Here is a 19,180-nt window from a genome sequence, read left to right as displayed (position 1 = left end):
GCACTAATTACGGTTACGGTGGACTTTAATCACATCCGGCATCACGCGGATTTTCCGCATAATGTTGGCCAGATGGACGCGGTCACGGGCGGTCAGGCGGATAAAGGCGCTGTAAACGCGGCCATCGCGCTCTTCGGTATTCAGGCTCTGAATATTCGAGCCGGCGGTATTAATCGCCGCCGTCAGGTTAGCCAGCGCGCCCTGATGGTTAAACATGTCGACCTTGATCTCCGCCACGAACTCCTGCTCGGTGACTTTGTCCCACTCGACCGGCATGAATTTTTCAGGCTCTTTCTGATAGCCGCGAATATTCCGGCAGGATTCGTGATGCACCACCAGCCCTTTTCCGGGGCTGACGTGGGCCACAATCGGGTCACCAGGAATAGGGCGGCAGCATTTGGCGAAGGTAATCAATACGCCATCAGCGCCCTTGATCGGCAGCTTACCGCGTTTGCTGTTGCTGATCGTTTTGTTGTCAGCCTGCAGCAGGTTCTTCGCCACCACCACGCTCATCGCGTTGCCCAGACCGATCTCGGCCAGCAGATCGTCGAGCGAGGTCAGCTTCATGCGATCCAGCTCCTGGCGGATATTCTCAGCCGGGATTTCAGCCAGTTTACGGCTGCCGCCCAGCGCATGGCTGAGCAGACGGCGGCCCAGATTGACCGAGTCTTCGCGCTTAAGATTCTTCAGCAGCTGACGGATTTTGGCACGGGCTTTGGAGCTGACGACGAAGTTAAGCCAGGCGGCGTTAGGCCGGGCGCCTGGAGCGGTAATGATCTCAATCGTCTGCCCGCTGGTCAGCGGCTGCGACAGCGGATAAGGCTGGCGATCGACGCGCGCGCCGACGCAGGCATGACCAATATCGGTATGAACCGCATAGGCGAAGTCCACCGGCGTCGCGCCGGTGGGCAGTTCCACAATGCGGCCTTCAGGCGTAAAGACGTAGATCTCGTCAGGAAAGAGATCGGACTTCACGCTCTCAATAAATTCAAATGAGCTGCCCGCACTCTGTTGCAGCTCCAGCAGGCTTTGCAGCCAGCGCTGGGCGCGAATCTGTGCGGTGGTGCCACTTTCGCCCGCCTGTTTGTAGGCCCAGTGCGCAGCAACCCCCATCTCCGCCATCTGATCCATATCCTCGGTGCGAATCTGCACTTCAACCGGCACGCCGTGCGGGCCAATCATGGAGGTATGGAGCGACTGATAGCCGTTAGCTTTGGGGATGGCGATGTAATCTTTCACGCGACCCGGACGCGGCTTATAGAGGCTGTGCATCTGGCCCAGAACGCGATAGCAGGTATCCAGGTCTTTCACGATGACGCGAAAGGCGTAGATATCCATAATCGAGTGAAAACGCTGCTCTTTCAGCGTCATTTTGCGGTAGATCGAGTAAAGATGCTTTTCACGGCCGCTGACGCGGCAGGGGATGCCCGCTTCCTGTAAACGGCCATCAATCTCAGAAAGAATCTTCTGGATCATCTCTTTACGGTTACCGCGCGCGGCTTTCACCACCTCTTTAATCACCCGATAGCGGTTCGGATAGAGGGCCTCAAAACCGAGCTCTTCCAGCTCCGTTTTCAGATGGTGAATACCCAGGCGGTGCGCCAGCGGACTGTAAATCTCTAACGTCTCCAGCGCGATGCGGCGACGTTTGTCCGGGCGTAATGACCCCAGGGTGCGCATATTGTGGGTGCGGTCAGCCAGCTTGATGAGAATGACGCGGATATCCTGCACCATCGCCATAATCATCTTGCGGAAGTTCTCTGCCTGCGCCTCTTTCTTGTCGCGGAATTTCAGCTTATCCAGCTTGGAAACGCCTTCGACCAGTTCCGCCACGCTTTTACCGAACAGCTGTTCCATGTCCTGGTAAGTGGCAGGCGTATCTTCGATGACGTCATGCAGCAGCGCGGCCATGAGGGTCTCATGGTCGAGCTTCATTTCCGCCAGAATACAGGCCACGGCAACCGGATGGGTGATATAAGGCTCACCGCTGGAGCGTGTCTGTCCCTCGTGGGCATCACGTGCGACAAGGTAGGCTTGCTGGAGGCGCTTGATCTGCTCCTCTGGCAAGTATTTTTCAATCAGTTGATTGAGGCTCTCAAACAGATACAAGGGCGACCTGCAGGTGGCTGTTAACGACGACCTTCAGCGATAGCGGTAACGGCCTGTAACTCAGCGGCTTCCTGCTCTTGCTGTTCCTGACGATCACGCACATCTAAAATCTGATTGGTGACCAGACCTTCTTCGATTTCGCGCAGAGCGATAACGGTAGGTTTGTCGTTCTCTTCCGGAACCAGCGGATCTTTACCGCCAACCTGCATCTGACGTGCACGACGTGCAGCGACCAACACCAGGTCAAAACGATTACCAACTTTTTCTACTGCGTCCTGAACGGTTACGCGTGCCATAGGTGTGCTACTCCACAGATGAAGAAATGACTGCGCATCATACTGAAACTGTATTCAGACTGCCAACAGTTTGCTGATTAAAGCATCGTGACGCGCCTTCTGACGTGCCATGCGCAGACGTTCTGCGCGAATGATGGTTTTCAGATCGGACAGCGCCAGATCGAAATCATCATTCACAATTAAATAGTCATATTCGGCGTAGTGGCTCATTTCCGCGACGGCCTGCGCCATGCGGCGCGTGATGACCTCTTCGCTGTCCTGGCCACGACCGCGCAGACGGCGATCGAGCTCTTCTTTCGACGGCGGCAAAACGAAGATGCTGCGTGCGCCGGGCATTTTCGCGCGAATCTGCTGCGCGCCCTGCCAGTCGATATCGAGAAAAACATCCACGCCGGTCGCCAGCACCTGCTCAATTGCCTGACGTGAGGTGCCGTAGTAATTGTCGAAAACTTTGGCGTGTTCGAGAAAAGCTTCTTCCTCAATCATCCGCTCAAATTCATGTTTTTCAACAAAGAAGTAGTGTTCGCCATGGGTTTCACCCGGACGCATACCGCGCGTCGTGTGCGAAACAGAGACCTGCGTGTCATACAACGGCTGGGTCTTTAACAGTGCCTGAATCAGGCTGGATTTACCTGCGCCGCTGGGAGCAGAAACAATATAGAGCGTGCCTTGAGCCATGGTTTTTTTGAATTGATTAAAAGCGGAGTCGATTTCCTGCACAGTATACACAGCTTCCGGTTGCCACGCAGCGTTTGCGCAGCGGCAATCGCCAGTTTTTGCGCATCCTGACGCAATGACCTGTCGTGCCGCTGCAATAGCGGGCAGATGACGACAGCCTCTCTTCCATCTTTGTACATTGCCGCTGGCTGCTGCTGATGGCCTGAGGTTGAATGCCACAAAACCTCAGGAGAGAGAAGATGAAAGGAGTTGGCTGGAGGCTGTTTGGGGTGGCGCTGGGGTTCGTCCTCTGTCCGGCGCACAGCGCCCTGTGTCCTGTCTGGACCCCCATCCGGGCGGAGAAAGAGATCGCTCGCCTGCAGCAGCAGCTGCAACACTGGGACGAGGCCTACTATCAGCAGGGGCAGAGCCCGGTGGCGGACAGCGATTACGATGCGCTGCAGCAGCGCCTGAATCACTGGCAGCATTGCTTCAGTCCTTCGCTGCCTGCTTATACACCGCAACTGCCGAACAAGGGAGAACATCTGCATCCGGTTGCGCATACCGGCGTGAAAAAGCTGCGGGACAAGCTGGCTCTGGCCTACTGGATGCAGGGACGGCACGATCTCTGGGTACAGCCGAAAGTCGATGGCATTGCTGTTTCGCTGGTTTATCGCCAGGGCCGGCTGGTTTCCCTGTTGAGTCGCGGCGATGGCTTACGCGGTGAAGAGTGGCTGAGTAAAGCCGCTGAGATTCCGGCGATCCCACAGCATATCGACACCCGCCTTGACGAGGTGGTGCTGCAGGGTGAGCTCTTCCTGTCGATGACCGGTCATCAGCAGGCAACGGATGGCGGCAGGAATGCGCGCGCTCAGGTGGCGGGTGCCATGATGAGCAAAACGCGGGCTCCGCTGCGGCAGTCGCTCAATATCTTTATCTGGGCCTGGCCCGATGGTCCCGCCGCAATGACGGAACGCCTGCAGCAACTCAGCCGCTGGGGACTGGGTGTGGCGGAAAAATGGAGTCACCGGGTAAACGACGAAGAGGATGTCGCCGCCTGGCGAACGCGCTGGTTCTATGCTGCGCTGCCTTTTGTGACTGACGGTGTGGTGGTACATCAGGCCCGGCGACCTGCGGGTAAAAACTGGCTGCCGGGCGAGGGGAGCTGGGCCGTTGCCTGGAAATATGATCCTCCTGAAGTGAGCGCGGAAGTGCTTTCGGTCGATTTCTCCATCGGCCGGACCGGGAAAATCGCGGCGGTTCTCAATCTGCAGCCGGTTCAGCTGGATGATAAGACCGTCAGACGGGTCAGCGTCGGATCGCTGCGTCGCTGGCAGGAGATGGACATCGTTGCAGGCGATCTGATTACGCTGAGCCTGGCGGGCCAGGGTATTCCCCGGCTGGAGCGGGTGATCTGGCGCGTGGCAGAAAGGCACTACCCTCAGCCTCCCGATGCGGCGCGCTATACGCCGCTGAGCTGTTTCACCTTCAGTGCCGCATGTCAGAAACAGCTGCTGGCAAAATTACGCTGGCTCAGCCAGAAAGCGGTGCTGAATATTCCGGGCGTAGAGCGCAGCACCTGGCTGCGCTTACTGGAAAGCGGCGCAATGACGCACCTCTTTGGCTGGCTGACGTTAACACCGGAACAGATCGCCGCCGCAACAGGCCTCTCTCCGGAACGGGCAATGGCGATCTGGCACCGCTTTAATCTCACCCGCCAGCAGCCCCTTCGCCGCTGGGTGGCGGCGTCAGGCGTTTCGCTACCACGCAAGGCGCTGAACACGCTGCCCGACAGGCAGTGGGAAAGCTTAACGCAGCGGGATGTGATGGCCTGGCAGACCCTGCCAGGTGTGGGCGCAGCACTGGCCCGGCGCCTCGTTGCGCAGTTTCATGATGCCCGGCTGCAGGCCGTGATCGCGTTCCTGCAGCAGCAGAACATCCCCGCTTCCTCAATGCTCGGGATGGGGATAGTTGAAAATGGGCAAACCGAGACGGAAGCGCAGCGCCAGTAAGCGCGCAAGGAATCCGAACAGCAGAGTAATGATGATGACGGCTTCATGCGCCAGGGTTGTTTTCAGCAGCAGGATATACATCCAGCCCGAGGCGAAGGCGATACCGGCGTAGAGCTCTTTCTGAAACACCAGCGGAATGCGATTGCAGAACATGTCGCGCAATACGCCGCCGAAGACACCCGTAATCACCGCGCTGATGGCGGCAATAATCATGGCATGTCCGGAATCCAGCGCAACCTGTGCGCCAATGATGGAGAAGACCACCAGGCCCAGCGCATCCAGCACCAGAAACACTTTGCGCAGGTGCGTCATCAGGGGAGCCACGAATGTCGTCACCACCGCTGCTGCCGCAACGATCATGATGTATTCAGGGTGCTTCACCCAGCCCAGCGGATAGTGACCGAGCAGAATATCGCGCACCGACCCGCCGCCAATGGCGGTCACCGAGGCGATAATAATGACGCCGAACAGATCCATTTTGCGGCGACCGGCCGCCAGCGCGCCGGTCATGGCTTCGGCGGTAATACCAATGATGTAGAGAACAGTCAGTAACATAGCAGGCTCCAGTGAGACGGCGACAAGGCTACGGCATTACCTTAGCGCCAGCGACTGAGATTTTCTGGCGAGCGGCGTCCGGTATGAGCGCAGTTTATACCAGCCAGCGATGGCGTCAGCATATAAAGGCTCTCTGACGAGCGGACTGAGCTGAACGCATGAGAAAATCTGAGATGAAGGCGCAGAGATCCGGGGCAGGTTTCTGTCCGGATTGCGCTTACGCAGAACGGGGGACGTCGTGACCGCAAAGGCTTTTTCGCTACCCGGTGGAGATTCATCCGGACAGGAAAGAATAAGCAGAGGTGAGGATAGAGGAAATAACCGGTCAGAGGGAAAAGATATCCGGCGCAATAAAAAAGAAAGGCGTGCTGGTTAACAGCACGCCAACGCATCGTTTCGGATGCTCAGAGCCCACCTTACAGACTTATTATATTATTTGTTTCTTGCACGAATTTTAGCAAAGGCATTCAGACTAAAACGATATTCTGGCTGGAACCATGAACGACCGTAGTAGCAGTAAATCAGCATGCGAATAGACGCCATCGCCAGATAACCCCAGATTGCACATAATACGGAAGGTGTCAGCCAGACGGTAAATAAGGTCACGCCCAGTCCGGCCAGTACTGACGATGTTTCCGCAAAGGCGATACGGGTGTACTGTTTTTCGCGCTGTAATATCGCACGATAATGCTGGCCCTGTGGAATAATAATAAAGACCACGGAGACCATCTGTAGCATTAATGCCAGCTCGGGCTGATCAAACAGGTTACTGAGCAGATGGCTGCCAGAAAAAAGCAGGCCAAATATTGCCACACCCACCAGGACATTCCCCCAGTAAAGGATGGACAGATCATTGATCGAGAGCATGCAGCAACGGATCAGTGAGTTTGAGAAGCCCCGATCGGCCAGCGTATCGATAGCCAGCAGAGCAATCACGGCGATCGCCAGCAGGTTAAGTTCGTTTGCCTGCAGAATCTGCGCCAGCAACGAAAGCTGCAGAACGCCGATGCCAATAATTTTAATGGAAGAGAGCAGAGACCATTTTGCGCTATTAAGACTGCTTTCGCGTATTGCCATAATATACTCGTTAGAGTCCGGCGACTCTGTGAGAATGTTGTCTTTGTGCAACGGCAAGAGATGATTGCTGTGACACCGTTAATGAGTGCAATTCTTTCTGAGCGGAGTCCTGGAAAAATTTATCAGGCTTGCCCTGTTATTATGTGCTGCTTTAAATAATCCTGGAAAGTATCCCTGGTAAAGTCCCTGTTTCGTGTCATGGCGGAATTCCCTGCTGTCACAAAGAATTCCGCCAGATCACGAATAAATCCTGTTGTTGTTTTATATTCCCCTGCCAGCATCCTTGCGGCAAACTCAACGCTTTCATTTAAAGATTCGCTGAGCGGTCCATGACTTTTTACTGCTTTATCATTATGGGTATTGCTGTGTGTGAAATGATTTATACATTGTTTTATTTAATTTAACACCATAAGAAAAGTCTGATAACGGGGCCGCAGAAATAAATGGTTTCACTTTGTGCATGATAAATATTAAATCCTCAGTGGTGGCATAATAAACGCCGATTAAGGATTAATGTGTGCAGGAAACAATCAAAACATGCAGGAGACATTAAAAGCCCTGAAATCCCGGGGAATCCCTGCTTCTGACAGGGTTTTCCCAGGAATTTTCCTGGAAGGGAAGCTTAAGCAGGGTTGTTACTAATGGTGAAGGCGCGGTCATCAATCAGATAAGTGCTTTATGCTTTATTCGCGCAAATTTTTCTGTTTTTTTTTCATTACCGGCCAGCCATAACTACAGAAAGAAATCGCGCTAAGTTATTGATTTACTGAGTCAGCAAATGATTAAGTTTTTCCAGATCGTTGCTAACCCATTCAATATGCTGCTTAAATTTCTCATCAGAGGTAAATGGCTGGCGATAGACTGTCACCATCACTTCGGCGCCCTGTTCATTCGCTATCACGCGCATAGGCACGTAAATCTCTCTGCCAGAGCCGCTATCAATCCAGTGATCCATCACACCAAACGGATTATGGGGCGAGAAACGGAGCTTCACATTTCCCTGCGGGCCTTTAGCACGCCAGCGATTGCCATCAGGTTCTAACGCGCTGTGCGTCAGGCCGGAAGCCCACTTAGGAAAAAATTCGGGCTTCCAGATGGTTTCATAGAGATCTAACCAGTGGCGCGGAATCGTCAGGCTCAGCGTGCGCGAGGAGAGCATATAACCTCCGGGGGAGAAGCAAAAAAGCATTAAAGCACGGCCACCGGTATGTTAAAACGTTGTAACGACAGAAGTGTGGTGCTGGCAGGGTTTCGTACAGGGCGCAGACAGCGTAAGGTGCTGTCTGCAACGGATTCAGATGAAGTTACCGCGCGCAGACACCGCCTGCTCTTCACTCTGGCCGGTGGCGTGACGCAGAACAAAGCCATCTGACTGGGCCATTACGGCGCAACTGTGATTGGGGAAAATGCGCAGCAGCGTGCCGACTTCAGGGCGATGATGCTGATAAAGCAGGAACCCATGTTCTTCCGATAGTTTCGTAACCTCATAGGTCTGACCTGCTTCATCCACGGCAATGCCAAAGCCGCTGGCATTGGTGCCGTGCGGCCCTTTATCCGAACTCAGCATTTTTGATCCTGCATCCACAATCACAAAGTGATCGTTCACCGCGACCACACGGGTAATCACGCTCATTGCCAGCTGATCGACGCAGCTTAAACCGAGACGGCAGGCGGTCAGGTCCAGCAGGGCATAATTGCCGGGCCGGATTTCCCTGGTGCCGGGCGCAATATCTGCCGCCAGTGCGGTCGGGGTTGAGCCGACAGAAACAGGGCAGTCATTAAACCCGGCAGCCTGCAACTTTAACTGCAGTCGCTGCATCAGGGCCATTTCCTGTCGGGCAATCTCAGCAATGGCCGTGGCATCACCGGCACCATAAGCGTGACCGGCATGCGACACCAGTCCGGCAAAACGTAACCCTTTGTCCTGCAACGCCTGCGCTATCTCCACAGCTTCATCGCTCTCAGGATTAACGCCAATCCGGTGTAAACCGACATCAACTTTAATCGCCACCGCCAGTTCGCATTGCGGTTGCTGCTGCCAGGCCGCAGCTATCGCCTCCACACCCTGTAGTCTGTCCGCAATCAGTGTGACTTTCGCCTGGTGCTGCACGGCGAGACGCAGTAATTCTGCCACGCTCTGTGGTTGTACCACCGGATAGGCTAACAGCAGATTGCGAATGCCACCCTGAATGAAGGTGATGCCTTCGCTGGGTTTAGAAACGGTGACGCCCTGTGCGCCGAGCGCAAGCTGCTGCTGAGCAATCCAGACGCTTTTATGCGTTTTGATATGAGGGCGAAGCGCAATGCCGGCCGCCTGTGCTTTTTGCTGCATTTGCTGCAGGTTCTGCTCCAGTCGCGCTGCATCCACTTCAATATAGGGGGTGAGGCGGTCATCAATCAGCGGACGCTGCCACTGCTGTTTATCGTTGATATCCATATGAAGGTCCGGCCTTGAGGTAATAAGGGTGTTTATGATTGCTGAATTAACGATCTGATACCAGTCTGCCCACTCGCCGCGTGAGGCCGGACAACAGAAATGACAGGAACAGGTTAAGCAAAGCCCGACAGGGAACCGGAAGAAGGCGCGAACGCCAGACTGCAGGAAGGAGAAGCTGAAAAAATAAAGCAGGCGCGTGGCCTGCTTTATCCGTTAATTCAGACGTAGAGCGATGCTTCGCCCGGTGGCCGGGTTTTGAAGCGACGATGCAGCCAGAGATACTGCTCGGGCGCTCGCAGGATCTGATTCTCAATGACTTTATTCATATAAGCCGCGGCCGCTGCCTCATCCGTATGCGGGTAGTTTTCCAGCATCGGTTCAATGATCAGGTGGTAGCCATAATTATCGGGATTACGGATCAGCATAATCGGCACCATCGCGGGCTTCGCCAGACGCGACAGGACAAATGTCCCATTGGTGGTGGCGGCTTTTTCTACCGCAAACAGTGGCGCAAAGGTGCTGCCTTTAGGGCCGTAATCCTGGTCCGGTGCGAACCAGACTGATTCACCCTGTTTCAGCGCATGCACCATACCGCGCAGGTCGCGACGGTCGATCATCGCTTTGTTTGAGCGCATCCGACCCCGGGTCTGTACATACTCCATTGCCTGATTGTTATGCGGGCGATACATCGCCATCATCGGCTGGCAGAGACCGCTGATGCGACCGCCCAGTTCCAGCGACATAAAGTGCACGCCAATCAGCATCACACCACGCTTTTCGTTCTGCGCCGCATGAAGATTTGCCATCCCGGTGACATTAAACAGACGCCTTACGGCGCGATCGGACCAGAACCATGCGATACCGGTTTCTGCCAGTGCCATGCCCAGTGAGGCAAAATTGCCGGCGATCATCGCCTCTGTTTTTTCTTCACTGATGCCCGGAAAGCAGAGTTCAATATTCCGGCGAGTGATGCGCTCGCGACGCTGCAGGAAATGACGGGAGATCTTGCCTGCACCGGCACCCAGACGCATAAGAAGAGGGTAGGGAAGCTGGACGATGAGCCACAGCACACTAAGACCAAACCAGGTAAACCAATAACGCGGATGCAGCAGCGAGCTGCTAAATTTTCCGGTGTTTTTCATTAAAACCTTCATGAGATAAATGGATGCATCGCATAAAGAACACTTCCATAAAGTCTCCAGGCGCTACAGCTGTACTGATTTCGACCAGCACTTTATCAAAAAGTGCCTTCAAAGAAAGGGAAACTACTGACTCCACAGGATTGACCAGTTTCATGGAACGAGCGCATTGAGGGTGTTCAGACGGGTTTTTTGTGAAAAAGTATTTTTAATTCAGTGCATTAGGAGGCATGCCCCTGAAAGGGAAAACGTGACAAACGACCGTTCAGGAACAGTCCGGAAATGATTATTTATCTATCTTTACGAAATCCCGCGGCACTTAAGCAGCACGATCCTTCTGTATGCCACTACATCTCAGCCCACCCTGTACAAAAAGTGAGTAAGCTGCCATCGCTGACGCTTACTCACTTTCCATCGAATAAAGGCTTACGTGACATTAAGAATCTGAACGTTGATTAATATTTAAATATCATTAATTTTCAATTACTTAATTTGATTTATATGGATAGTTAAAGTTTCACTCCTCAATTAACCCCTCCATTTTTTGCAGTGACTATCTGGTCATCTTAAGGCTCTAATGGTGGTCGTAAATCGTTCACCCTTGATGAGTTCACCAGAAGGTTTTCGATAGTAAGATTCACCATCAAAACGATAGTAAGTGTAGCCATCCTTAGTTTTAGTAATGTCCATGAGCCAGTTTGATTTGTCTATACAATTTTCTTTTGTCTTCATGTCATCGAAGCAAAACAAGTAATCAATATCATGATCTGGAAATAAGCCAGAGTTCTTAGGGGCAAGCTTTTGATACTTACCGTTAAAGTTCCAGATTGAAACATTGTAAGTTTCAGGCGAAGAGATGGTTTTAACACCATTGTTATCCCACCATTTTATTTTATTACTATCAGTGAAAGGGATGTTTTCAGCTAACAGTTCTCTGTTAACACCCGAGCCGTGAATAGCGATAATTTTAGGAGAGTTAAAAAACATTAAGTAAAAAAAAGAAAGTAAGATTAATAAAAATATGGAGATTAAAATTTTTCTGGTTCTCATCGATTCCTCCGGCCACTAATTTCTAATACTGCTTTCATATTTGTAAAAAAGGGTTTGTAGGCGAACTTTTCCCATCGTTGAAGTACAAACCAGATACGAAATGCTCTTATATAATGAAACTTCATACTTGTGATATCTGTTTTGTCGAGACCAAAATGATCTTGTCCTGTAAAAGTTACTTTAGCTACATAACCACTATCAGTTATATCCAGTTGTGTGAGTTGTATATTCGTAGCATATATATCATGTATTGACATGCCTAAACCATTAAAGCTATCAGCCCATCTGTTGAATCTGGGAAGTCTTGATTTACTTATTCCCACAGTTAATGCATTTTTAGCATCATCAGATAAGCCATTTTTTGAATCATTGGCAAACTTATCCAGGATTGCCTGGATAATTGAAAGAGGTGAAGATGCAGAGGATTTACCATTCAATATTAAACTCTCATATGCCCTATCCAGAAAGGGGCTGGAATAGCTTTTTCCATTGCCGTGATAAAGATGCTTTACGAGATTGTTGAATATTTGATGCTGTCCAAGATAATATGCAGGCATAGAAACACGAAGAAACTCATTGAAAAGAAGTTCAGCCATCTCTGCTCTGGATTTTTGACGGGTATCCCGGAATGAGTTGAAGATTGATACTTCTTTTCCAGTCCAGGGATCAACCACTTCAGAAACATCATCCAGACCCAAATCGCCTCTGAGTTGCTTCTCAGTAAGATCACCACACTTCATATCATCAGTACTATAATCGTTAAACTTATGCTTTGTTTGATAGATCGTAGCAGGCAACGTTAATACTGACATGATAACCTCCTTGTGATATCAATATTTCGTACTCTATTTTAATATAATTAAAACTTTCAGAATCGCTACATCTGTAAAAACTGAACCCTTGTTTATTACAGTTCAGTTCATAAAGCTACCACTCTAAAGATAGAACCGATCCCTGCAATGTTAAACGGCATAATTGAGAAAGTGAAGTGGTGTGTGTCTCACTTTTCATTTTGATTCGGTTTTTCCTGCTGAATTAACCGGAACTCAGGACCTATTTAAAAGCCCATTTAACATGGACTTATGGATATTCATGGATGGGAGTGGAAATTACTCGATATTCTGAATCTGCTCACGCATCTGCTCGATCAGCACTTTCAGCTCAATGGCTGAAGCGGTGATATCGGCGTTAATCGATTTTGACGCCAGCGTGTTTGATTCGCGATTAAACTCCTGCATCATGAAATCGAGACGACGGCCCACGGCCTCTTTCTTTTTCAGGATGTTGTAAGTCTCTTTAACGTGCGCATCCAGACGATCCAGCTCTTCAGCGACGTCAACACGCTGCGCCATCATCACCAGCTCCTGCTCAAGGCGATTATTTTCCAGCTGGACTTCCGCATCTTCCAGCTTAGCGACGAGGCGCTCGCGCTGCCATTTGATCACTTCAGGCATCTGTGCGCGAACCTTACTGACTTCCTGTGAAACGCCTTCCAGACGCTGTTCAATCATCGCTTTCAGCGCGGTGCCTTCGCTTTCGCGAGCTGCAACGAAGTTATCCAGCGCATTGTCCAGCGCCTGCAATAACTGCGTGTTGATGGCATCCAGATCCTGCTCCTGGGCAGACATCACGCCAGGCCAGCGCAGAATATCCAGCGGATTAATCGCACCTTCATCGCTCTGCATTTTGACCCAGTTAGCGGCCTGAACCAGCTGTTTTGCCAGCGTTTCGTTCAGCATCAGCTCGCCCTGTGCGCTGGGATCGGCGTCATAACGCAGATTGCACTCGATTTTCCCGCGCGTCAGACGCTGGCGAATGCGCTCGCGGATAACCGGCTCCAGCCCGCGAAACTGTTCCGGCAGGCGGATGTAGGTTTCCAGATAACGCTGGTTCACGGAACGCAGCTCCCAGGCGGCGCTGCCCCATTCGCCTTTGGCTTCGCTGCGGGCATAAGCGGTCATACTGCGGATCATAAGTGGCACTCTTTTACGGAAAGATGGGTGAAGTATAGCGAGGCGAGCCACGGCATAACAGGCATAAGCGTCTCACAGGGCAATAACGAACGCTTTACGCCTTCAGTGACAGCCACTTATGATGACCACTGACCCCCTGTGTGAGGATTACTGATCGATGTCTCGCGTGATTGCTCTTCCCGTTATGCTGGCGCTGCTGCTGTCAGGTTGCCAGACTCGCCATCCGGCACCCACTAAACCGCAACCGATCTGCGCGGGTGGCGACATGATGATGCAGACCACCTTGTGGTTTGGACTGAGTAAGCCCGATGGCGGTACGGTCAGCTCACTCGACTGGATGAACTTCGTGGACAATGAGGTCACGCCACGCTTCAAAGCGGGCATGTCGGTCTATGACGCTAAAGGTCAGTGGCTGGGGGAAAACGGGAAGCTGGCACGAGAAAACAGTAAAGCGCTGATGCTGATCCACGGCATCGATCCCGCCATCAACCATGATATTGAGGCGCTACGCAGCCTCTATAAAAAACGCTTTCATCAGGAGTCGGTCATGCGGGTGGATGCGCCCGTCTGTGTCGGGTTCTAGGGCGAAGGGGCGGCAGAGCCACCGCCCCTGCATCATCAGATAAACAGACCGGCAAAGGCCGCAGAAAGCAGGCTGACCAGCGTAGAGCCGTAAACCAGCTTCCAGCCAAAGCGGGACACCACATTACCCTGCGTCTCGTTCAGGCCTTTTATCGCTCCCGCCACGATGCCGATTGAGGCGAAGTTGGCGAAGGAGACCAGGAAGACCGACAGAATCCCCAGTCCGCGTGCGCTCATACCTGCCGCTACCTTCTGCAGCTCGATCATCGCCACAAACTCATTTGCCACCAGCTTGGTCGCCATAATGCTGGCCGCCTGCAGGGCATCGGCTTTGGGAATGCCAATCAGCCAGGCCAGCGGATAGAACAGATAACCGAGCAGTTGCTGGAAGCTGTACCCGAACAGCGCCGCGAACAGCGCATTAACGGCGGCAATCAGGGCGATAAAGCCAATCAGCATAGCCAGGATGATCATGGCCACTTTGAAACCCGCCAGAATGTACTCGCCGAGCATCTCGAAGAAGCTCTGCTCTTCATGCAGTTTTTCCAGGGCGATAGGCTGCTCATCCTGCTGTTTCATCGGGTTGATGATCGACAGGATAATAAAGGTGCTGAACATGTTAAGCAGCAGTGCGGCAACCACATACTTTGCTTCGATCATCGACATGTAGGCGCCGACAATCGACAGCGACACGGTAGACATCGCGGTCGCCGCCATGGTGTACATCCGGCGCGGCGGGATATCACCGAGGATCCCTTTGTAGGCGATAAAATTTTCCGACTGACCGAGAATCAGCGTGCTGACGGCATTGAACGATTCCAGCTTACCCATGCCGTTAATTTTCGACAGCAGCGTCCCGAAAATACGGATCAGCAGCGGCAGGATACGCCAGTGCTGCAATATGCCGATCAGCGCGGAAATAAAGACAATCGGGCAGAGCACGCCGAGGAAAATAAAGGCCAGCCCCTGTTTGCTCATGCCGCCAAACACGAACTCCGTGCCCTGTGCAGCGAAGCCCAGCAATGTCTCAAAGAAGCCGGCGAACGAACTGACCAGCGCCAGCCCTCCGGCGGAGTGAAGGAAGAACCAACCCAGCGCGGCTTCCACCACAATCAGTTGAATAATAAAGCGCAGGCGAATCTGTTTACGGTCATGACTGACCAGCAGCGCAAGGGCGAAAATCACCACCAGCGCCAGCAGGAAATGAAGAATGGCGGCCATATGTCTTTTTAATCAGAGTGAAAGGAACGCGCATTTAGCCACAGCTGGCGCGGAATTTCATCTGGAGCCTGCGCCCGACCAGCGCAAGAGACAGCGGGCATGGAAGTCCGTATAATGCGCAGCCAATCATTAGCAAGCCGGAGATAACCCATGCGTCCAGCAGGCCGTCGCGCACAGCAGGTGCGTCCAGTCACATTGACCCGCAATTACACCAAACACGCAGAGGGTTCCGTTCTGGTGGAGTTCGGCGAAACGAAAGTGCTTTGCACTGCCTCCGTAGACGAAGGGGTTCCGCGTTTCCTTAAAGGGCAGGGCCAGGGCTGGATAACAGCTGAATATGGCATGCTGCCGCGTTCGACCCACAGCCGCATGGCGCGTGAGGCCGCAAAAGGCAAGCAGGGTGGCCGCACGCTGGAAATTCAGCGTCTGATTGCCCGCTCACTGCGCGCCGCCGTCGATCTGAAAGCGCTGGGGGAATTCACGATTACACTCGACTGTGACGTGATCCAGGCCGATGGCGGCACCCGCACCGCGTCCATCACCGGTGCCTGTGTGGCGCTGGCCGACGCGCTGAACAAACTGGTCGCCAGCGGCAAGCTGAAAGCCAATCCGATGAAAGGCATGGTCGCCGCTATTTCCGTAGGGATTGTGGCGGGCGAAGCGCTGTGCGATCTGGAGTATGTGGAAGATTCAGCCGCAGAAACCGACATGAACGTCGTGATGATGGAAGATGGCCGCATGATTGAGGTTCAGGGCACCGCCGAAGGCGAGCCGTTCAGCCATGAAGAGCTGCTGGCACTACTGGCGCTGGCACGCGGCGGAATTGAGGAGTTAATTCAGGCGCAGAAAGCGGTACTGAACAGTTGATGTAACAGGCGACCACAGAGTCGCCTTTTCTTTATTTGAGGAGTGAGAAATGAAAGCCTGGCAGCGTCAGTTTATTGAATTCGCCCTGAACAAACAGGTGCTGAAGTTCGGTGAGTTCACTTTGAAGTCCGGACGTAAAAGTCCCTATTTCTTTAACGCCGGTCTGTTTAACAGCGGACGGGATTTAGCGCTGCTGGGACGCTTCTACGCGCAGGCGCTGGTGGATGGCGCTGTCGATTTCGATCTGCTCTTTGGCCCGGCCTACAAAGGTATTCCGATTGCGACCACCACCGCGGTGGCGCTGGCCGATCATCATGACCGCGACGTGCCTTACTGCTTCAACCGCAAAGAAGCCAAAGATCACGGCGAAGGCGGCCTGCTGGTGGGCAGCCCGCTGCAGGGCAAAGTGATGCTGGTTGATGACGTGATCACCGCAGGTACGGCGATTCGTGAGTCGATGGATATCATTGGCGCGCACAACGCTACGCTGGCGGGCGTGCTGGTTTCGCTTGATCGTCAGGAGCGTGGCCGCGGTGACATGTCAGCCATTCAGGAAGTGGAACGTGATTATGGCTGTAAGGTGACGGCGATTATTACGCTGGCAGACCTGATTACGTGGCTGGAAGAGAAGCCGGAGATGGCCGATCACCTGGCTCAGGTGCGTGCCTATCAGCAGGCGTACGGGATTTAACACGGGCGGGCGTGATGCCCGCCTTTGCTCAGACCAGCTGGGCCGCGATAAGTGGCCAGCGGCTATCGAAGTCTGCGGTAGGACTGAAGCGAAACTCCGAGCGGACATAGCGCGACAGTAAGCCTTCACAGAAGGCCAGCAGCTGACTCGCCAGCAGTGCTTCATCAGCCTGAAAGGCTTCACCCTCACGCATTTTACGCTCACGCATGACCTGTCGCAGCTGCACTTCAATCCGCTCAAACAGCTGGTTGATGCGTCCCTGCAGCCGGTCCTGCTCAAACATCAGCGCATGACCGGTCAGAATGCGCGTCAGTCCCGGATTACGCTCACCAAAACCCAGAATCAATTGCACGATCAGACGCAGGCGCGTCATGGTCTCTTTTTCATCTTTGAGGATCAGATTGATGCGGGTAATGAGACTGTCTTCGATAAACTCGATCAGACTGTCGAACATCCGTGTTTTGCTGGGAAAGTGACGATAGAGCGCCGCTTCGGATACGCCCACGTTGGCTGCCAGTTTGGCTGTGGTAATACGCTGACTGCCATCACCGGACTGCAGCATCTGCGCCAGCGCCTGCAAAATCTCTTCACGACGATTTCGCTTCACGACTTTTTTTTCTGCCATGACCTTAAAAACCCCTGAAATTCACCTGAAACAGGCAACACCTACGCATCTGCCACAAGAACGCGTCTCATGGCGATGAGGAAAAATAACGGGCGTAAGTGAAAGTCGGTATTACGGGTTACTGGCGGCCTGAGTGGCCGAAGCCGCCTTCGCCGCGCAGGCTGGCGTCAAACTCTTCTACCAGATTAAATTCCGCCTGCACTACCGGAACGAAGACCAGTTGCGCCATGCGGTCGCCAGGCTGCAGTGAGAAGCTTTCCTGACCGCGGTTCCAGACGGAAACCATCAGCTGTCCCTGATAGTCGGAGTCAATCAGACCGACCAGGTTGCCCAGCACGATGCCATGCTTATGGCCAAGGCCGGAGCGCGGCAGGATGACCGCAGCCAGATCGGGATCGGCAATATGAATCGCCAGACCGGTCGGAACCAGCGTCGTGGTGCCCGGTGCGATGTCGAGAACATCATCAATACAGGCGCGTAAATCTAACCCAGCGGAACCTGACGTAGCGTAGGTCGGCAGCGGAAATTCTTTGCCGACGCGCGCATCGAGGATTTTAACGTCTATTTTTTTCATCATAACGGCTGACAATCTCGTCTATTAATTGTTGGCCAAGGAGAGACTTATCGCTGAGCGGTAAGCGCTTTTCTCCATCCTGCCAAAAAAGGTGAAGAGCATTGGTGTCGCTATTAAACCCCTGTCCGGTTTGAGCGACGTTGTTAGCGCAGATCAGATCCAGATTCTTGCGCACCCGTTTTTGCCGGGCGTATTCTTCCACATTCTGTGTTTCAGCAGCAAATCCAACGACGAATGGCCGGTTTTCCTGAAGTGCGGCGACGCCGGCAACAATGTCGGGATTCTTTATCAGGTTCAGCGTGACGGTATCATCGCCGCCCTGTTTCTTGATTTTATCGGCCGCAATATCGGCTGCCCGGTAGTCTGCCACGGCTGCGCTTGCAATGAAAATATGTTGTTTATCTATCTCACCCATCACGGCGGCCTGCATCTCCAGCGCGCTGGTGACATCTATGCGCCGCACGCCGGCAGGGGCTGACAACGTGACCGGGCCGCTGACCAGCGTAACCGTTGCGCCGCGTCGGGCGGCGGCGGCGGCAATTGCAAACCCCATTTTTCCGGAGCTGTGGTTGGTGATGTAGCGCACCGGGTCCAGCGCCTCACGGGTCGGACCGGCGGTAATCATAATGTTGAGATGTTGCAGATCGTTGACGGGGGTGGCCCACGTGACCGCATGGTCCACAATCGCCAGCGGATCGAGCATCCGGCCGGGGCCGACATCGCCGCAGGCCTGGCTGCCGCTGTCCGGTCCCCAGATCAGCACGCCACGCGCCTGTAACAGCTCCAGGTTGTGCTGCGTCACCGCCGCGCGATACATCTGCTGATTCATGGCGGGTACCACGGCCACGGGCGAGGCGGTCGCTAACACGGCGGTGGTCACCAGATCGTTTGCCATACCGGCGGTGATACGGGCTATCAGGTCAGCCGTCGCCGGTGCCAGTACAATCAGGTCGGCCCACTTTGCCAGCTCAATGTGACCCATCGCGGCTTCCGCCGCCGGGTCGAGCAGATCGTCAAACACCGGATAGCCGGAGACGGCCTGTAAGCTGAGCGGCGTAATAAACGCCTTCGCGCCCTGCGTCATCATGACGCGGACATCGGCACCGCGATCGCGCAGGCGGCGTACCAGCTCCGGAGTTTTATAAGCAGCAATGCCGCCGCTTACGCCAAGAAGAATTTTTTTGCCGGCTAATCCCATCATGATGTTGGCCTCACTAAGCTCTCTGCCGCACGGGGCGGCGAATGCACGGACTTTATCACAAAAGTGCGGATGCGCCTTTTCACGGACTGCGTTTGCGAGCCGCCTCGAAGATTG

20 protein-coding genes are annotated in these 19,180 nt (G+C 53.5%); 4 read left to right on the top strand and 16 right to left on the bottom strand.

The annotated features are described in order from the left end of the window. Nucleotides 1–3 precede the first annotated feature (3 nt). Genes spoT through gmk form a run of 3 tightly spaced genes read right to left on the bottom strand, consistent with a single transcriptional unit; the run spans nt 4 to nt 3,083 of the window. Nucleotides 4–2,109: a bifunctional GTP diphosphokinase/guanosine-3',5'-bis pyrophosphate 3'-pyrophosphohydrolase gene (spoT, locus tag AC6I7A_RS19245; RefSeq protein ID WP_009088134.1), complete on the bottom strand. Its 2,106-nt coding sequence runs from the start codon at nt 2,107–2,109 to the stop codon at nt 4–6. Nucleotides 2,110–2,129: 20 nt separating this feature from the next. Next, nucleotides 2,130–2,405 carry a DNA-directed RNA polymerase subunit omega gene (rpoZ, locus tag AC6I7A_RS19240; protein ID WP_003851346.1) on the bottom strand — a complete coding sequence of 92 codons (276 nt, stop codon included), beginning with the start codon at nt 2,403–2,405 and terminating at the stop codon, nt 2,130–2,132. 54 nt (nt 2,406–2,459) lie between these two features. After that, nucleotides 2,460–3,083 carry a guanylate kinase gene (gene gmk, locus AC6I7A_RS19235; protein ID WP_009088132.1) on the bottom strand — a complete coding sequence of 208 codons (624 nt, stop codon included), beginning with the start codon at nt 3,081–3,083 and terminating at the stop codon, nt 2,460–2,462. 239 nt (nt 3,084–3,322) lie between these two features. Between gmk and ligB the strand changes: the two genes are divergently transcribed. Next, a complete protein-coding gene (ligB, locus tag AC6I7A_RS19230; protein ID WP_058957383.1) occupies nt 3,323–5,074 on the top strand; it encodes an NAD-dependent DNA ligase LigB in 1,752 nt (583 codons plus the stop codon). Here ligB and AC6I7A_RS19225 read toward each other — a convergent pair. The 9 genes from AC6I7A_RS19225 to AC6I7A_RS19185 form a co-directional block, all read right to left on the bottom strand. Then, the gene (locus AC6I7A_RS19225; RefSeq protein WP_058957382.1) at nt 5,012–5,629 is read right to left on the bottom strand and encodes a trimeric intracellular cation channel family protein; all 618 of its coding nucleotides are present in this window, start codon (nt 5,627–5,629) and stop codon (nt 5,012–5,014) included. The genes ligB and AC6I7A_RS19225 overlap by 63 nt on opposite strands. Before the next feature lie 432 nt (nt 5,630–6,061). Continuing rightward, nucleotides 6,062–6,706 carry an oligosaccharide flippase family protein gene (locus tag AC6I7A_RS19220; RefSeq protein WP_058957393.1) on the bottom strand — a complete coding sequence of 215 codons (645 nt, stop codon included), beginning with the start codon at nt 6,704–6,706 and terminating at the stop codon, nt 6,062–6,064. Between the two features lie 763 nt (nt 6,707–7,469). Next, nucleotides 7,470–7,865: a hypothetical protein gene (locus AC6I7A_RS19215; RefSeq protein ID WP_058957381.1), complete on the bottom strand. Its 396-nt coding sequence runs from the start codon at nt 7,863–7,865 to the stop codon at nt 7,470–7,472. A gap of 135 nt (nt 7,866–8,000) precedes the next feature. After that, nucleotides 8,001–9,143 (bottom strand): alanine racemase, encoded by a 1,143-nt coding sequence (locus AC6I7A_RS19210; protein WP_058957380.1) that lies wholly within the window; start codon nt 9,141–9,143, stop codon nt 8,001–8,003. Nucleotides 9,144–9,361: 218 nt separating this feature from the next. Continuing rightward, a complete protein-coding gene (gene lpxP / locus AC6I7A_RS19205) occupies nt 9,362–10,285 on the bottom strand; it encodes a kdo(2)-lipid IV(A) palmitoleoyltransferase (protein WP_009088122.1) in 924 nt (307 codons plus the stop codon). Continuing rightward, nucleotides 10,263–10,439 carry a hypothetical protein gene (locus tag AC6I7A_RS19200; protein ID WP_158000249.1) on the bottom strand — a complete coding sequence of 59 codons (177 nt, stop codon included), beginning with the start codon at nt 10,437–10,439 and terminating at the stop codon, nt 10,263–10,265. The genes lpxP and AC6I7A_RS19200 overlap by 23 nt, the downstream gene beginning before the upstream one ends. A 404-nt stretch (nt 10,440–10,843) precedes the next feature. After that, nucleotides 10,844–11,332 carry a DUF943 family protein gene (locus AC6I7A_RS19195; protein ID WP_497811017.1) on the bottom strand — a complete coding sequence of 163 codons (489 nt, stop codon included), beginning with the start codon at nt 11,330–11,332 and terminating at the stop codon, nt 10,844–10,846. Continuing rightward, complete coding sequence (locus tag AC6I7A_RS19190) at nt 11,329–12,144, bottom strand: DUF3289 family protein (RefSeq protein WP_058957379.1); 816 nt, start codon at nt 12,142–12,144, stop codon at nt 11,329–11,331. Before AC6I7A_RS19190 ends, AC6I7A_RS19195 begins: the two co-directional genes overlap by 4 nt. A 297-nt stretch (nt 12,145–12,441) precedes the next feature. Beyond that, nucleotides 12,442–13,305: a YicC/YloC family endoribonuclease gene (locus AC6I7A_RS19185; RefSeq protein WP_009088118.1), complete on the bottom strand. Its 864-nt coding sequence runs from the start codon at nt 13,303–13,305 to the stop codon at nt 12,442–12,444. 157 nt (nt 13,306–13,462) lie between these two features. Here AC6I7A_RS19185 and AC6I7A_RS19180 point away from each other — a divergent pair, with 157 nt between their 5' ends. Next, nucleotides 13,463–13,888, top strand: a complete 426-nt coding sequence (locus AC6I7A_RS19180) for a DUF3574 domain-containing protein (RefSeq protein WP_058957378.1) — start codon at nt 13,463–13,465, stop codon at nt 13,886–13,888. A gap of 35 nt (nt 13,889–13,923) precedes the next feature. Here AC6I7A_RS19180 and AC6I7A_RS19175 read toward each other — a convergent pair whose 3' ends face one another. After that, on the bottom strand, nt 13,924–15,108 hold the full coding sequence (locus tag AC6I7A_RS19175) for a NupC/NupG family nucleoside CNT transporter (protein WP_046100862.1): 1,185 nt from the start codon (nt 15,106–15,108) through the stop codon (nt 13,924–13,926). Between the two features lie 150 nt (nt 15,109–15,258). On the opposite strand from AC6I7A_RS19175, the gene rph reads away from it, so the two are divergent. Together rph and pyrE are read left to right on the top strand one after the other, a co-directional pair. Next, nucleotides 15,259–15,975: a ribonuclease PH gene (rph, locus tag AC6I7A_RS19170; RefSeq protein ID WP_058957377.1), complete on the top strand. Its 717-nt coding sequence runs from the start codon at nt 15,259–15,261 to the stop codon at nt 15,973–15,975. 49 nt (nt 15,976–16,024) lie between these two features. After that, nucleotides 16,025–16,666, top strand: coding sequence for an orotate phosphoribosyltransferase (pyrE, locus tag AC6I7A_RS19165; protein ID WP_009088114.1), 642 nt, complete (start codon nt 16,025–16,027; stop codon nt 16,664–16,666). Between the two features lie 28 nt (nt 16,667–16,694). On the opposite strand, the gene slmA is transcribed toward pyrE, so the two are convergent. From slmA to coaBC, 3 genes are all read right to left on the bottom strand, one after another. Further along, nucleotides 16,695–17,291, bottom strand: a complete 597-nt coding sequence (gene slmA / locus AC6I7A_RS19160) for a nucleoid occlusion factor SlmA (RefSeq protein WP_009088113.1) — start codon at nt 17,289–17,291, stop codon at nt 16,695–16,697. A 118-nt stretch (nt 17,292–17,409) separates the two neighbouring features. Continuing rightward, nucleotides 17,410–17,868, bottom strand: a complete 459-nt coding sequence (dut, locus tag AC6I7A_RS19155; RefSeq protein ID WP_033736106.1) for a dUTP diphosphatase — start codon at nt 17,866–17,868, stop codon at nt 17,410–17,412. Beyond that, nucleotides 17,846–19,066, bottom strand: a complete 1,221-nt coding sequence (coaBC, locus tag AC6I7A_RS19150) for a bifunctional phosphopantothenoylcysteine decarboxylase/phosphopantothenate--cysteine ligase CoaBC (RefSeq protein ID WP_058957376.1) — start codon at nt 19,064–19,066, stop codon at nt 17,846–17,848. The genes dut and coaBC overlap by 23 nt, the downstream gene beginning before the upstream one ends. Nucleotides 19,067–19,180: the final 114 nt, after the last annotated feature.

This window comes from Type-F symbiont of Plautia stali (genome assembly GCF_059731105.1).
This window is presented reverse-complemented; position numbering and strand designations above follow the sequence as displayed.